We start from the raw sequence: 14,289 nt of genomic DNA, 5'->3' as shown, positions 1-14,289 counted from the left end.
CCGAACTCTAGGTGATGGCGTCGTGGATGACCGCACCCGCGCGGACCGTGCGCAGGCACCGCGGGAGGGCGGCGTCCGGTTCGAGCCTCGGCAGCGGCGGCACGCCGGCCCGCGGGTCGGTGGACCAGCGCTGCACGCGGCTGTCCGGGGTGGCCACGACGAGGTCGGTGGCGTCCCAGATCGCGTAGTGGGCGGGCGCGCCCGGGACGAGGCTGCCGGTGACGCCGTCGTTGACCCCCGCGGCGCGGTGCCCGGCCCGGGTGTGGGCGGTGAACGCCGCCCGCGGGGACAGGCCCGCGCCGGGTGTGCGGTGGTAGGCCGCGGCGCGGACGCTCGCCCACGGGTCCAGCGGGGTCACCGGCGCGTCGGAGCCGAAGGCGAGCAGGACGCCTTCGGCGGCCAGGGTCGCGAAGGGGTTGAGCCCGGCCGCGCGGTCCGCGCCGAGGCGTTCGGCGTACATGCCGTCCGGGCCGCCCCAGAGCGCGTCGAACAGCGGCTGTGCGGAGGCGACCGCGCCCCAGCCGGCCAGCTGTTTCGCCTGTTCGGGGGTGATCATTTCCAGGTGCTCGAGCCGGTGGTGGCGGGCGGCCAGTGCGCGCTGCCCGACTTCCTTCTCGGCCAGCCGGAAGCCTTCGACGACCTCGGCGGCCGCGGCGTCGCCGATGACGTGGAAGCCGGCCTGCAGCCCCGCTTCGGTGCAGGCGGTGAGGTGGTCGGCGATGCGGTGGGCGTCGAGGTAGAGGGTGCCTTCGCCGGGGTGGTCGGCGTAGGGCCGGGTGAGGGCGGCGGTGTGGGAGCCGAGGGCGCCGTCGACGAACAGGTCGCCGGCCAGGCCGCGGGCGCCGAGCTCGCGGGCGGTTTCGACGGCGCCGAGCTCGCCCCAGTAGCCGACGACCTCGGGCGTGTCCGGTCCGGCGAGGGCGAGCAGGGCGGCGAGGTCGTCGCGGCCGGAGATGTCGGGGCCGGCGCATTCGTGGACGCTGACGATCCCCCGCTGCGCGGCCTCGGCGAGGAACGCCCGCTGGGCGCGCTCGCGCTGCTGCGGGGTGACGGCGGCGCGCACGGCCGCGCGGACGGCGTGGTGGGCGGCGCGGGTCAGCGGGCCGTCGGGCGACCAGCCTTCGGCGGCGCGGGCGGCCGGGGCCAGCTCGACCAGCGCCGTGGAGACCAGCGCGGAGTGGACGTCGACGCGGCTGAGGTAGACGGGCGCACCCCCGGCGGCGGCGTCGAGTTCGGCGCGGCTGGGCAGGCGCGGGTCGGCCCAGGTCGTCTCGTCCCAGCCGTGGGCGAGCAGGACCTGGCCGTCCCCGGCGGATTCGCGGACGCGGGCGAGCAGGTCGGCGCCGCTGCGGACGCCGGTGAGGTCGAGACCGGTCAGGTGCAGGCCGGTGGCGGTGGCGTGGACGTGGGCGTCGACGAACGCGGGGGCGACGAAGGCGCCCTGGAGGTCGACGACCTCGGCGTCCGGGTGCAGGGCGCGGGCCGGGGCGTCCTGCCCGACCCAGACCACGGTGCCGCCGGTGACCGCCATCGCCGTCGCGTCGGGACCGGCGGGGGTGTAGATGCGCCCGCCGAGCAGGAGCGTCGTGTGTTCGTCCGTCACACCTTGAGTCTCCCCCCTGCGTCCACGTGGGGGACAACGACCCGACACACAGGAAGATTTACTCCGTGACGACGATATGACAGGATAATTTAACGCGTTCCCGACGACTAGGAGTACAAGTGACTGCGATCCAGGAACCTGTGACGCCTGCCGCCGCCTTCGACCAGCCCTACGAGTACGCCCGCGCCGAGCTGGTGGAACCCGACTGGCGCCGCTTCCCCGGCTGGCACGACGTCACCGAGGCCGAGTGGCGGGACGCGCAGTGGCAGCGGGTGCACTGCGTCCGCAACGCCAAGCAGCTGCGCGCGCTGATGGGCGACCTGCTGGAGGAGCGCTTCTACGACGACCTGCTCGCCGACCAGCGCGAGCTGGCGACGATGTCGATGCTGCTGCCCCCGCAGATGCTCAACACGATGGCCCCGACGGCCGGCACCGACCCGGCGAAGGTCACCGAGGCGTTCTACGCCGACCCGATCCGCCGCTACATGCTGCCGGTCCGCAGCGATCGCGATCCGGTCTGGCCGAGCCACCCGCACTCCGAGCGCGACTCCCTGCACGAGGCCGAGATGTGGGTGGTGGAGGGCCTCACGCACCGCTACCCGACGAAGGTGCTGGCCGAGATGATCTCGACCTGCCCCCAGTACTGCGGCCACTGCACCCGCATGGACCTGGTCGGCAACTCGACGGAGACGGTCGAGAAGCACAAGCTGACGCTCAAGCCGGTCGACCGCCAGGACGCGATGATCGCCTACCTGAAGAAGACCCCGGGCGTGCGCGACGTGGTGGTCTCCGGCGGCGACGTGGCCAACGTGCCGTGGCCGCAGCTGGAGTCGTTCCTGATGCGCCTGATGGACATCGAGACGGTCCGCGACATCCGCCTGGCGACGAAGGCCCTGGCGGCGCTCCCCCAGCACTGGATCCAGCCGAAGGTGGTCGAAGGCCTCGAGCGCGTCGCGGTGACGGCCCAGCGCCGCGGCGTCAACCTGGCGATCCACACCCACGTCAACCACGCCCAGTCGGTGACGCCCCTGGTGGCCGAAGCGGCCCAGACGGCGCTGAACGTGGGTGTCCGCGACGTCCGCAACCAGGGCGTGCTGATGCGCGGCGTGAACGCGACCCCGGCCGCGCTGCTGGACCTGTGCTTTGCGCTGCAAGGGGAAGCGAACATCCTGCCGTACTACTTCTACATGTGCGACATGATCCCGAACGCGGAGCACTGGCGGGTTTCGGTGTGGGAGGCCCAGGAGCTGCAGCACGCGATCATGGGGTACCTGCCTGGGTACGCGACGCCGCGGATCGTGTGCGACGTGCCGTATGTCGGGAAGCGGTGGGTGCACCAGCTGGCCGAGTACGACCGGGAGCTGGGGATTTCGTACTGGACCAAGAACTACCGGACCGGGATCGAGCTGGAGGACCCGGAGGCGTTGCAGCGGCGGTACCCGTACTACGACCCGATCTCGACGTTGCCGGAGGCCGGGCAGACCTGGTGGGCGAACCGGTCGAGCTGACGCCGACACGACAACGTCGAAGAGGTACCGACGGCCCACACGTCGTTCGCGCCCAGGACGGTCGCCGGTCAGGGTGTTCTGCGAAGACGGGATCGGCACCTCCGCCACCGGCTCCCACCCGCCAACACGCCACCCGGTCACCGGGGTGTGAACGGCACCGGCTGGAGAGTCCTCCGTGGACGGTGGCGCCCGACCGGCCACCCGCCGTCAGCCGACCGGCTGGTGGCGGGTGGCTCGCAGCGGGGACACCCAGAGCGCCACCGCGCACAACGGGAGCAGACAGGCGAAGACCAGCACCGTCTGCCGGAGGCCCAGCCAGGTGCCCAGGCCGCCGGCCGCCAGGCCTGCCAGCGGGCGCAAACCCCACTGCAGCCAGTTCACCGCCGCGTTCATCCGGCCGATCCGGTCGGGCGGGCACGACTGGAGCCGGTACGACCGCTGGGCGATGTTGTAGACCAGGACCGCGCCCAGGGTCAGCGAAAAACCCGCCGCGACCGCGATCATCCCGGCGAGGCCGGGGCGGACCAGGCCGGCGACGATCTGGCCCGGCGCGAAGGCGATCGGCCCGTACAGCAGGACCGGAACGAGACCGAACCGCTCGATCAGCGTCTTCGCCAGCAGGCTGCCGACCAGCCCGCCCACCGCGCCGACACCCATCACCGTCCCCACCGCCTGGGCCGGCCAGCCCAGCCCGCGTACCGCGTAGGGCACCCAGATCGTCGTGATGCCCACGACGAGGAACCCGCCGAAGCTGTTGGCGAACGTGATGAACACCAGCGACCGGTCGGCGACGACGAGCCGCAGGCCGGCCGTCAGCTGCCGCCAGAACCCGTGCCCCTCCTCCGCGTGCGCCGCCGGAGGCGGCTCCCGGTGCCGCACGAGCAGCAGGGACACCGCACTCACCACGTACGACACCGCGTCGACGGTCACCGCGGCCGCCGCGCCGAGCAGGCCGATCAGGAAACCGGCCGCGCCGGGGCCGACGACGTTCGCCGCCGCCGAAGCGGTGCTGATCTTGCTGTTGGCGTCGACGAGCTGGCCGCGTTCGAGCAGGGTGGGCGGAAAACTCAGGTACGCCGCGTTGAAGAACACCGCGCAGGCCCCGGACAGCAGGGACACCGCGTACAGCTGCCAGATCGTCACGACGCCGAAGAGCTGGGCCAGCGGCACGGAAGCCAGGATCAGCGCGCGGGCCACGTCGCACCACAGCATCAGCGAGCGCTTGCGCGTGCGGTCGACGACCACGCCCGCCGGCAGCGAGACGATCAACCAGGGCAGCGTGCCGAACGTGGTCAGCAGCCCGACCTGGAACGCCGAGGCGTCGAGCACGCCGACGGCGAGCAACGGCAGGGCGAGCACGGTGACCTGCGAACCGATCAGGCTGAGCGACTGACCCGCCCAGAGCACCATGAAATCGCGGTGCCGCCACAACGACCGGGTTTTCGTTTCTCCCCTCACCGAACCGATCCTAGCGGCAGGGACGGTTACGGCCGCGACCCGGCCACAACCGCACGTCGAGCGCAATATCACCAATTTTCGCAATATTGCCCGCGGTGGGCCGCCGACCTAGTGTCCGAATGGCATTCCGGTGTCCGCCAAGGAGATGACGTGAGAGTCGAAGGCTTCCGCTGTTCGCTCACCGAAGCGGAGAGTTCCGCCGTCCGCGCCGCCGCCAGCGCGGCCGCCGCCGTGCTCCCCGATCTGCCGAACACATTCCCCGAGCGGCTGCCGGGCACTTTCCGGAACCAGCTCCGGGCGGTGGCTTCGCCCGCCGACGAATTCGGTTTCCGGGTGTTCGACGTGTTCCCCGCGGGCTCACTCGGTCCCCTGCCCGACAGCCCCACGGGCGAACGCCCGACACTGCCCGAAACGGACTGGACCGCGGCCATGCTGTTCCTGGTGGCCGACTACCTCGGCGGGCTCGTCGGCTACGAGGACGAGAAGGGCGGCGCCCTCGTGCACGACGTGTGTCCCGTTCCGGGCAAGGAAACCTTCATCGAGAACGTCGGCGCGGACCACCTCGGGCTCCACACCGAGAACGTCCACCACCCCCTGCGCCCCGACCACGTCGCGCTCTTCTGCCTCCGTGCCGACCACGACGGCGTGGCCGCCCTTCGGGTGGCACCCGTCCGCCCGGCCCTGGACGGGATTCCGGCGGACCTGGTTCCCGTGCTGCGGGAACCCCGGTTCCACAGCCTCTACCCGACGTCCTTCGGCCTGGACGGCACCGGACGGCGTCCGTGTTCGGCACCCCACCCGGTGCTCGGCGGCCCCGCCGCCACCCCGACGATCCGGTTCAATACGCACAACACGACCGGGCTCGACGAGGCGGCGGAGTCGGCACGGCGGCTGCTCGACCGGCGGCTCGACGAAACGAGTGTCCGGCTGAAGCTGCGGCCGGGGCAGCTCGCGGTGCTCAACAACAATTTCGTCGTTCACGGGCGGACTCCGTTCCGGCCGCGCTACGACGGCCGGGACCGCTGGCTCCGGCGGTGCTACGCGATCCGCGCGGTGCCCGACGTGGTCCGCGCCGCCATGCCGCGCCCGCGCGTGCTGCCCCGGACGGCGCGGCTGCTCGGGCTCACCCCGGCGCAGCGCTGAACGCCCACCGGAAAGTCCTGTTCCCGACGGCGGTTGGAGAGGCATGCCCGAATCCCGAACCCGGGACGCCGAGCGTCCCGGGCACCCCGCGGCGCTCGCCGGCGCAGGCCGCGCCCCGGGCCGTCCGGTCTCCGTGCCCGGCGCCGGAGACCCGGTCGCCGACGGAGGCCCGCCCGCCGAGCCCGCGCGGTCGATACCCGAACTGGTCGCCGACCACGTCTCGGCCGCGCCGGACGCGCCGGCCGTCACCTGCGGGGACACCACGCTGACCTACCGCCAACTCGACGACCGCGCCGAAGCCGTCGCCGCGACCCTGCGGCAGCGAGGCGTGCGGCCCGGCGCCGTCGTCGGCGTGCTGCGGCACCGCGGTACCGAACTCGCCGCCGCGCTCCTGGGCGTCCTGAAAGCCGGGGCCGCCTACCTCGCCCTCGATCCGGAAGACCCACCTGGGCGCCGGCTCGAGCTGCTCGCAGATGCGCACGTGAAGCACGTTCTGGTCGAAGACGTCTCCGCGGCCGGGCTGCCGGACGACGTGACCGTCGTCGAGGTCTCCGCCGACGCTGTCACCGAGCCGGCCGCTCCTCGCCCGCTGCCGCCCGACTCGCTCGCCTACGTCAGCTACACGTCCGGCTCGACCGGCCGGGCGAAGGGAGTCGCGGTCACCCACCGCGGCGTCGCCCGCCTCGTCCGCGGGCCGGATTGGGCGCGGTTCGGTCCCTCGGACGTCTTCCTCCAGCTCGCCCCGGTGATGTTCGACGCGTCGACCATCGAGCTCTGGGCACCGCTGGCGAACGGCGCCCGGCTGATCGTCCTGCCCGGCCCGCCCACCCGGCTCGACGAGATCGGGCCGGCGGTGCACCGGCACGGCGTGACGGTCCTGCTGCTGGCGACCGGCCTGTTCAACCAGCTCGTCACCCGGGAACCGGACCTTTTCGGGCCGGTGCGTCACCTGCTCACCGGCGGCGAGGCCGCGTCGGCCCCGCACGTCCGCGAAGTCCTGGCGAAGCACCCCGGGCTGTGGTTCACCAACGGCTACGGACCGACCGAGAACACGTCGTTCACGACCTGCTGGACCACCCGCGAGGCGCCGGTGGGCGACCGGGTCCCGATCGGCGCGCCCATCCGCGGCACGTCGGTCGCCGTCCTGGACGAGCAGCTCCGTCCGGTGCCCCGCGGCGCGGTCGGCGAGCTCTACACCGGCGGCGCCGGGCTGGCCCGGGGATACGCCGGGCGGCCGTCGGCCACGGCCGAACGGTTCGTCGCCAGCCCGCTGCCGGGGCAGGCCGGGCAGCGGGTGTACCGGACGGGTGACCTGGTCCGGCAGCTTCCCGACGGCGGTTTCGAGTTCGTCGGACGCGCGGACCGCCAGGTCAAGATCCGCGGCTACCGCGTCGAACCGGGCCACGTCGAGGCGGTGCTCGCCCGCCACCCCGAAGTGGGTCTCGCCGCCGCGGTCGCCCAGCGCGGCCCGGACGGCGACCGGCTGCTGGCCTACGTGACCCCGGCGCCGGGCGTCGCCGCCGACCTCGCCGACCTCGGGCTGCGGCTGCGGGCCCACCTCCGGGAGCGGCTGCCGCAGCACCTGGTCCCGGCGGCCGTCGGTGTCCGCGCGGACCTCCCGCTCACCCGCAACGGCAAGGTCGACCACGGGGCGCTGCCGCACCTGTCGCGGGCGCCCCGCGCCATCGCCGCCGACCTGGTCCCGCCGCGGACCGCCCTGCAGTACCGGCTCACCCAGCTCTGGGCGGACGTGCTCGAGGTGGAGCCGGTCGGCATCGACGACGACTTCTTCGAGCTGGGCGGGCATTCGCTGCTGGCGGCGCGGCTGCTCGCCGCCGTGGAAAGCGAGCTGGGTGCGACGGTCCCCGCCCGTGACCTCTACCTGAACCCGACTGTGGCCAAGCTGGCCGACGCGCTGGCGAGCGAGCACTTCCCGAAGGAGCACCCCGCATGAGTTCCCCCTCCCTGGCGTCGATCGAGGAGTTCGTCCGCACCTGGCTGCGGACCCTCGACACGGTGAGCGAGCAGGCGCCGGACGACCTGATGCTCGTCGACATCGGGCTGGACTCCCTCGACGTCGTCGAGCTCAGCCGTTCGCTGCGTCAGGCCGGCATCCAGGTCAAGCCGACCGACCTCGACTCCTACGACACCCTCGCCGAGACGATCGTGAAGATCCACCAGCTCGCCCAGCCCGGCTAGGGTCGCGCCTCCGAAGTTCCTCGACGGCGGCCTGGGGTGCTTGAGGAATTTCAGGAACTCCTGATGCCGATGCCGGCGGTGGTGCTGGGCAATCACCGACCCGGTGGCCAGGTTCAGCGCGGCGAACAAGCTCGTCGTGCCGTGGCGCACGTAGTCGTGGGTCATTCGCGCCGGTGTGGTGGGCATGATCGACAGTGTGGGTGCGGGTCCGGTCGATGGCTCCGGGGTCTTCACGATCACCGCTTCCACGCGCTCGTCGGTGACCGTGCGCGGCGCGCCCGGCCGCGGCTCGGCCGACAGGCCCTCCAGCCCGTCGGAGACGAACCGCGACCGCCACTTCGCCACGGTGTGACACTTCACCCCGAACTCCGCGGCCACTTCCGAGTTCGAGCCGCCGTCCGCGCAGCGCAACACAATCCGCGACACAGCATCCTCGACACTGGCCACGGAATTAAGACTCACGACACCAGCCGTGCTCGGCCGGTCCCGGGAGATCTCGGTCGAACCAGTGGGAGCGTCCTTCGAAGGGTGCGCTCGGCAACGCGATCCGGCCCGGTTCCGGCCCGGTCCAGCGCCAGTCGTACGGGCGGCCGGACAGCCAGTCGCCGAGGTTCTCCTGGCTCGTACCGGGGCGCGGCTTGTCGTCCTGGCCGCGGGCGAGTCGGTCGAGCCCGGCCATCAGCTCGGGGATGCTGCCGGCCACCACGACGCGGCGGACCGGGCGTGGCGGACGGCCTTGCTGCAACGTCCAGGCCACGGAGGCCAGGCTCGGCGTGGGGTGGGCCGCCAGCGCGCGGCGGAGGCGCCCGGCGAACGTCTGCAGTCCCGCGGTACTGCCGGCCGACAACGGCACCACGTACGTCCCGGCTTCCTTCGCCGTCGCGCGGGCGGGCGGCTCCTCGAGGATCGCGTGGGCCAGCGCGCCACCGAGCCCGAACGAGCTGACGGCCGCCAGCCGGGGCACCGGCCCCGGCGGCCAGGCCACGTCGCGGACGGCGATCGCCAGCGCCGGATCGGCGGGGAGGTCCGGATCCGCGGCCGCCAGGCCGGCGATCCGCGGGATGACGCCGTGCCGGAGGACCAGTGCGCACTTGACCAGTCCCAGCAGGCCGGAGGCCGCTTCCAGGTGGCCGATGTTGGCCTTGAGCGAACCGACCCAGAGGCGGCGCCCGGGACCGGCGGGCGGCGGCGCGGTGCGCAGCAGCTCGGCCACGGCGGCCAGCTCGGCCCGGTCCCCGGCGGGGGTGCCGGTGCCGTGGGCCTCCAGGTAGCCCAGATCGGCGAAGGTGCATCCGGCAGCCCCGGCCGTGCGGCGGAGCAGGCGCACCTGCGATGCCGCGTCCGTCCCGGTGAGACCGCCGCCGCGGCCGTTGTGCGCCACCCCGGCTCCGCGGAGGACGGCGTGGACGGGATCGCCGTCGGCGAGGGCCGCGTCGAGCCGCTTGAGCACCACGCACGCCCCGCCCTCGCCGCGGACGTACCCGTCGCGGGTGGCGCTGAACGGCGTCGAGTCGCCGCCGGAGGACAACGCCCCGCCGAGGACCGCGCCGTTGCCGTAGAACCCGGCCGAGCCGATGCTCGGGGCGGCGACCACGGCCATCGGGCATTCGCCGCCGCGCACCGAAGCGGCCGCCGCGGCGAGCGCGGTGAGACCCGACGAACACGCCGTGTCGACCACCATGCTCGGCCCGGTCAACCCGAGCTGGTGAGAGACGCGGTTCGCGGCGAACGCGCCCAGCGTGCCGGGGAACGCGGCCGCGTCCGCACGGCCCGCCGCGGCGATGCGCTCACGGTAGTCGGAGAGGAACGCCCCCACCCAGACGCCGACCGGCTCGCCGTCGAACGACTCCGGATCGTGGCCGGCGTTCTCGAGTGCCTCCCAGGCCAGCTCCAGCACCATCCGGTGCTGCGGGTCCAGCCAGGCCGCCATGCGCGGCGCGATGCCGAAGAACGCCGCGTCGAACCGGTCGGCCCGGTCGAGCAGGGACGCACGGGGCCGGGGCCAGCGGGTGGTGTCGAGCCCGGCCCACCGGCCCTCGGGCACCGGCCCGAACCGCCGCTCGGCCGCCGCGAACACCTGCCACAGCTCCTCGAGCGTCGCCACGCCGGCCGCGCGGCAGGACATCCCGATGATCGCGACCGGTTCCGCCGGGCCGCTCACGCCGGATCTCCTTCGGCGCCGGCGAGCTCCCGGATGCGCGCCCGTGCCACGGCCGCGCCGATAGTCAGCTCGTGCGCGGGCAGTTCCCGCTCGAACGCCGCCGCCGCGGCCCGGCGGACCGGTCCGGCCAGCTCCGCCTTCAGCAGCTCCACGGTGCGGCGCGGGGCCCCGGCCACGAGCCGCGCCGCGCGCAACGCCGCCGGCTCGACCTCGTCGTGGCGGGTCACCTGCACGCCGGCTCCGCGGGCGGCGAGTTCGCGGCCGCTGTAGCCGCGGCCGGTGTAGAGCATCTCCGTGCCCAGCGCGCGGCCGAGCACGGCAGGCACCAGGTAGGTCGCGCCGAGGGTGGGGGTGAACCCGAACCGCGTGAACGAAGTCGCGTACCGGGACCGTTCGCTCAGCACCGCGATGTCGGCGTAGAGCGCCAGCAGCAGGCCGCCGCCGAGCGCGTGTCCCCGTGCGGCCGCCACGACCGGCACCGGGCAGTCCACGACCGCGCGAACCAGCTCGACCATCGCCACCACGCGCTCCTCGTGGCCGGCGAGCATGCGCGACGCCGGCGCGCCGGCGCAGAACACGTCCGCTCGCCCGGCCAGGACCACGGCGTGGACCCGCTGGTCGGCCCCGGCCCGGCGCACGGCCCCGACCAGCGCGGCACGCGGCCGTTCCGCCAGCCGGTTGCGTCCGGGGCCGTCGTCGAAGCGGACGACGGCCAGCGGCGGATCCACGGAGACTTCGACGGGTTCGGCGGTCACGAGCTCCTCCCGGTGCCACCGAACCGGGCCAATCGCGTCCGGGTGCCCGGATCCGCGAACCGCTCGGCGAGCAGCGCCATGACGACCGGCTCCGGAGCGGGTCCCCGCTCCGTCAAAGCGGCGTGGTAGCTCTTCACCGCCCTCGTCGCGCGCGGGTCCGTGGCCCGCAGCCGGGCCAGCAGCGCGTTCAGCGCGCGCTCCGCGTCGTCGGCCAGCTGATCGGCCAGGCCGCACGCCAGCGCATCCGGCGCAAGCAGCTCGGGAGCCGTCAAGGCCAGGGAAAGGGCTTTCGCCGGACCGGCGCGCTGGACCACCAGCGGGAGCACCAGCGCAGGTACGAGACCGAGCACCACCTCGGTCAGCCGGAACCGGGCCCGCCGCCCGGCGATCACCTGGTCACAGGCCGCGGCCAGGCCGACCCCACCGCCGATCGCGGCGCCGTCCACCACGGCGACGGTGACCAGCGGCGACCGCACGAGCCGGGAGAGCAGCCGGTGCACCGCCGCGATGACGGGCCGCCACGCGTCGCCGGCCAGCTCGTCGAGCGCGAGACCGGCGCAGAAGGTCTCCCCGGCCGCGTCGAGCACGAGCACCCGCGCTCCCGGCGTGGCTTCCGCCTGATCCACCGCGGCGAGCAGCGCGGACACGGTGTCCCGGTCGAGCCGGTGGCCGCCGTGACCGGCGAGCGTCACGCGGATGACGGATGGCCGCGGGTGCGCAACCACGACCGCGTCCGTCCGGCCGGGCGCCGCCTCGTTCGCCGTCACCGCCATGTGTACTTCCGGTGGTAGCCCTCGACGGATTCGAGCACGAGCACCGGCCCGCCGGCCGCGCCCGCGAAGCCGTCGACGTCCGACAGGTCCACCTCGCGGTCGGCGACCGGCACCAGGCAGGCCCGGTTCCGCGGAACGAGCTCTTCGTACTCCTCGAACGAAAGCGTCCGGCGGGCGGCCAGCCGGTCACCGATGCGCCGGGCCGCCAGCTTGCCGGCCGCGTCCGGACCGACGACGCCGCCGAAGAACTCCGACGCGCACCCCGAGCCGTAGGAGTACAGCCCGAGCCGGGCCCCGGCGGAGGCGGACGGCGGCGCGGAACCGAGGAGGCCGGCCAGAGCGAGGTACAGCGAACCGGAGAACATGTTGCCCACCTCGGCGACGTAGGTGAGCGAAGGCGCCACCCGCCGGGCGAAGTCGTCGGCAATCGCGGCGGTCGTCGTCGCCTCGCAGGTCTCGCGCATCAGCTTGCGGTGCGCCGCCTTGACCATGCCGCCGAACGGGCTGTGCAGCACGAGGTAGTCGAACGACCGGGCGAACTCCGTGGACGGCACCTTGCGGACGAACTCGCGGTAGCTGCCGGTGAGGCATTCGAGGTAGGTCAGCAGGGACCGGTCGGCGTGGTAGACGTCCAGGTCCGGGCGCGGGCGGGAGGTGTCCATCGTCTCGAAGCCCCACAGCCCGACGGCGTCTCCGTCGAGGGCGAGCACCTCCGGTGCACCCACCAGCACGGCCGCGGCGCCGTGGCCGGTGGTCGCCTCCGCGTACCGCGCGTGTTCGTCCATCGGGTTCACGTCGGTCGCGATCACCAGTGCCTTCGCCCCGTCGCCGCGCCGGGCCAGGTAGCCCGCGGCCAGCTGGATCATCCCGGTCGCGCCGTAGCAGGCCTGCTTGACCTCCAGCATCCGGCACCGGGGCGGCAGCTCGAGGTGGCGGTGGACGTACGAAGCGACCGACTTGCTGTAGTCGAGCCCGGATTCCGTGGAGACAGCCAGCAGCTCGATCCGGTCACGCCCGGCCGGGCCCAGGGCCTCGACCACCGGGCGGGCCGCGTTCACGGCGTTGGTGACCGGATCCTCCCATGGCAGCTGCACCGACCGGGCGGACATCATCAGGTTCGCGAACCTGCGCAGGTCCAGTCCCCGCCGCTCGGCCACCAGCCGGGAGGGAATCCGCGCCAGTCCGCAGTACACGTTGAGGTCTTCGATCCCGGTCGCCCTCGCCGTCACCCGGCACTCCCCTCGCTCAGGCGCGCGATCAGGCGGCCGATGTCGGGTTCGTCCGCGAGCGCGGCGATCGAGCGGTCCTGGCCCAGCCGGTGCACCAGTCCGGTGACGATCTCCACCCGGTCCACCGAATCCGCGCCGAGCTCGTCCAGTGTCTTGTCGTCGGTGACTTCCGCCGGTGACAGGCCGGGGAGGATCTCCGCGAGCACGGCCAGCAGTGCGCTGCGCACGGGTGCCTCGGTCATTCCGGCACCGTCCGGAGCCGGACGGACGCGACGGCGAGCAGCCGGTCCGAGCCTGCCTCGCGGACCGCGACGTCCGCGAGCTCCACGTCCGGGGCCGTGTCGCTGCGCCAGACCCGCAGGCTGATCGCCAGGGTCGCCCCGACGTCGGCGTTCCCGAAGTAGCCGAGGCGGTGCTCCAGCAGGCCGCGGCCGAGGAACTGCCGATCGGTCCGGCCCGCCCGCCGCCACCAGTCGAGCAACGCGGTGTCGACGAGGGAAAAGTACGCCGCGAAGTAGGTCAGCCCGACGCCGTTGATGTCCCGGACGGGGTCGAGCCGGTACGTCGTGACGGCGACCGGGCCGGCCGGGCTGAAGCCGGGGACGCCGTCCGGGTGGAAGCTTCCGGTGCGACGCGCGATGCCGCACAGCTCCCGGGGCGAATGCACGCTGGGCAGCCGCGGCAGGTGCGTGTGCTCGAACCCGGCGGGCGTGGCTTCGACGAGCCCGTGGTTGCTTCCCGTGCGGCCCCGGCTGATCCACCGGTTGAAGTTCTGGACGTAGGCGCACCCCGGCCGCCGCCGCTCGAAGAGCTCCTCGACCGCCAGCTCGCCCGGGACGACGCCGGCGTCCGGGCGGGCCAGCCGGTGCAGGGTCAGCACCGAGCTGCGGCCGAAGTCGAACACGCGGGACGTCACCTCCAGCTCGTCGCCGAAGGTGAGCCGATAGGGGTCGAGCCCGCGGTCGCCGAGGATGTGGAAGTAGTAGAACGACAGGTACGTGGGTGCGCCCGACGCGGTGCGCGCCTGGAAGACGTTCGTCCGGCAGGCCTCCCGCACGGCTTCCCAGGTCCAGTCCCCCAGCCGCCCGAACAGCAGCGCACCGCTGCCGCACATGCCGGGCGTCACCGTCACCCGGCGCGTCGAACAGCCGGGCGCGGTCCGCACCGCGTTGTCCGTGCTCACGGCCCGGTGCTCCCCTCGTGCCCGACCCGGGCCGACACGTGCTCGGCGAGCAGGTTCAGGGTCGGGTGCTCGTAGAGCGAATCGACCGATTCGCCGACCGGGTACCGGGAGTTGAGCTCCGCGACGAACTCCACGATGAGCACCGAGTCCAAGCCGAGGTCCGCGAACGGCGTGTCCCCGCCGACCTCCGCCACCTCGCAGTAGAGGACTTCGGCGATCAGCGCGCGCAGCTGTTCGCGGATCACTTCGGCGTCTGCCGTGACAGCCATGGCAAGAC

13 protein-coding genes and 2 pseudogenes are annotated in these 14,289 nt (G+C 73.5%); 4 read left to right on the top strand and 11 right to left on the bottom strand.

What is annotated here, in order from left to right; all coding sequences use genetic code 11:
- Window positions 1–7 precede the first annotated feature (7 nt).
- Window positions 8–1,603, bottom strand: a complete 1,596-nt coding sequence (locus tag ACLJPY_RS04675) for an amidohydrolase (protein ID WP_410586759.1) — start codon at window positions 1,601–1,603, stop codon at window positions 8–10.
- 119 nt (window positions 1,604–1,722) lie between these two features.
- Between ACLJPY_RS04675 and ACLJPY_RS04670 the strand changes: the two genes are divergently transcribed.
- Window positions 1,723–3,111, top strand: coding sequence for a KamA family radical SAM protein (locus ACLJPY_RS04670; RefSeq protein ID WP_410586758.1), 1,389 nt, complete (start codon window positions 1,723–1,725; stop codon window positions 3,109–3,111).
- A gap of 207 nt (window positions 3,112–3,318) precedes the next feature.
- Here ACLJPY_RS04670 and ACLJPY_RS04665 read toward each other — a convergent pair whose 3' ends face one another.
- Entirely contained in the window at window positions 3,319–4,569 is a 1,251-nt protein-coding gene (locus ACLJPY_RS04665; protein WP_410586757.1) for an MFS transporter, read from the bottom strand.
- A gap of 150 nt (window positions 4,570–4,719) precedes the next feature.
- On the opposite strand from ACLJPY_RS04665, the gene ACLJPY_RS04660 reads away from it, so the two are divergent.
- The 3 genes from ACLJPY_RS04660 to ACLJPY_RS04650 are packed head-to-tail and all read left to right on the top strand — an operon-like array spanning window position 4,720 to window position 7,911.
- Window positions 4,720–5,712 (top strand): TauD/TfdA family dioxygenase, encoded by a 993-nt coding sequence (locus ACLJPY_RS04660; protein ID WP_410586756.1) that lies wholly within the window; start codon window positions 4,720–4,722, stop codon window positions 5,710–5,712.
- Between the two features lie 43 nt (window positions 5,713–5,755).
- Entirely contained in the window at window positions 5,756–7,666 is a 1,911-nt protein-coding gene (locus ACLJPY_RS04655; protein WP_410586755.1) for an amino acid adenylation domain-containing protein, read from the top strand.
- Window positions 7,663–7,911 (top strand): acyl carrier protein, encoded by a 249-nt coding sequence (locus ACLJPY_RS04650; protein WP_410586754.1) that lies wholly within the window; start codon window positions 7,663–7,665, stop codon window positions 7,909–7,911. The genes ACLJPY_RS04655 and ACLJPY_RS04650 overlap by 4 nt, the downstream gene beginning before the upstream one ends.
- Window positions 7,912–7,950: 39 nt before the next feature.
- On the opposite strand, the pseudogene ACLJPY_RS04645 reads toward ACLJPY_RS04650, so the two are convergent.
- From ACLJPY_RS04645 to ACLJPY_RS04605, 9 genes and pseudogenes are all read right to left on the bottom strand, one after another.
- Window positions 7,951–8,079, bottom strand: a pseudogene (locus tag ACLJPY_RS04645) (IS630 family transposase); the annotation flags it as partial.
- A 114-nt stretch (window positions 8,080–8,193) separates the two neighbouring features.
- Window positions 8,194–8,289 (bottom strand): annotated as a pseudogene (locus ACLJPY_RS04640) (hypothetical protein); the annotation flags it as partial.
- Between the two features lie 73 nt (window positions 8,290–8,362).
- On the bottom strand, window positions 8,363–10,072 hold the full coding sequence (locus tag ACLJPY_RS04635) for a beta-ketoacyl synthase N-terminal-like domain-containing protein (protein WP_410586753.1): 1,710 nt from the start codon (window positions 10,070–10,072) through the stop codon (window positions 8,363–8,365).
- Window positions 10,069–10,827 carry an enoyl-CoA hydratase-related protein gene (locus ACLJPY_RS04630; protein WP_410586752.1) on the bottom strand — a complete coding sequence of 253 codons (759 nt, stop codon included), beginning with the start codon at window positions 10,825–10,827 and terminating at the stop codon, window positions 10,069–10,071. The genes ACLJPY_RS04635 and ACLJPY_RS04630 overlap by 4 nt, the downstream gene beginning before the upstream one ends.
- Window positions 10,824–11,600 (bottom strand): enoyl-CoA hydratase/isomerase family protein, encoded by a 777-nt coding sequence (locus tag ACLJPY_RS04625; protein ID WP_410586751.1) that lies wholly within the window; start codon window positions 11,598–11,600, stop codon window positions 10,824–10,826. The genes ACLJPY_RS04630 and ACLJPY_RS04625 overlap by 4 nt, the downstream gene beginning before the upstream one ends.
- The gene (locus ACLJPY_RS04620; protein ID WP_410586750.1) at window positions 11,591–12,829 is read right to left on the bottom strand and encodes a hydroxymethylglutaryl-CoA synthase family protein; all 1,239 of its coding nucleotides are present in this window, start codon (window positions 12,827–12,829) and stop codon (window positions 11,591–11,593) included. Before ACLJPY_RS04620 ends, ACLJPY_RS04625 begins: the two co-directional genes overlap by 10 nt.
- Window positions 12,826–13,071 (bottom strand): acyl carrier protein, encoded by a 246-nt coding sequence (locus ACLJPY_RS04615; RefSeq protein WP_410586749.1) that lies wholly within the window; start codon window positions 13,069–13,071, stop codon window positions 12,826–12,828. The genes ACLJPY_RS04620 and ACLJPY_RS04615 overlap by 4 nt, the downstream gene beginning before the upstream one ends.
- Window positions 13,068–14,012 (bottom strand): LnmK family bifunctional acyltransferase/decarboxylase, encoded by a 945-nt coding sequence (locus ACLJPY_RS04610; protein WP_410586748.1) that lies wholly within the window; start codon window positions 14,010–14,012, stop codon window positions 13,068–13,070. Before ACLJPY_RS04610 ends, ACLJPY_RS04615 begins: the two co-directional genes overlap by 4 nt.
- A complete protein-coding gene (locus ACLJPY_RS04605) occupies window positions 14,009–14,281 on the bottom strand; it encodes an acyl carrier protein (protein ID WP_410586747.1) in 273 nt (90 codons plus the stop codon). The genes ACLJPY_RS04610 and ACLJPY_RS04605 overlap by 4 nt, the downstream gene beginning before the upstream one ends.
- Window positions 14,282–14,289: the final 8 nt, after the last annotated feature.

The sequence above is a fragment of the Amycolatopsis sp. lyj-23 genome (assembly GCF_046549135.1).
In the GTDB taxonomy this organism is placed as follows: domain Bacteria; phylum Actinomycetota; class Actinomycetes; order Mycobacteriales; family Pseudonocardiaceae; genus Amycolatopsis.
This window is presented reverse-complemented; position numbering and strand designations above follow the sequence as displayed.

Excerpts from the sequence above, each read along its gene's own strand:
- ACLJPY_RS04655 (WP_410586755.1), top strand. The coding sequence starts at position 5,756 with ATGCCCGAATCCCGAACCCGGGACGCCGAGCGTCCCGGGCACCCCGCG.
- ACLJPY_RS04650 (WP_410586754.1), top strand. The coding sequence starts at position 7,663 with ATGAGTTCCCCCTCCCTGGCGTCGATCGAGGAGTTCGTCCGCACCTGG.
- ACLJPY_RS04625 (WP_410586751.1), bottom strand. The coding sequence starts at position 11,600 with ATGGCGGTGACGGCGAACGAGGCGGCGCCCGGCCGGACGGACGCGGTC.
- ACLJPY_RS04615 (WP_410586749.1), bottom strand. The coding sequence starts at position 13,071 with ATGACCGAGGCACCCGTGCGCAGCGCACTGCTGGCCGTGCTCGCGGAG.
- ACLJPY_RS04605 (WP_410586747.1), bottom strand. The coding sequence starts at position 14,281 with ATGGCTGTCACGGCAGACGCCGAAGTGATCCGCGAACAGCTGCGCGCG.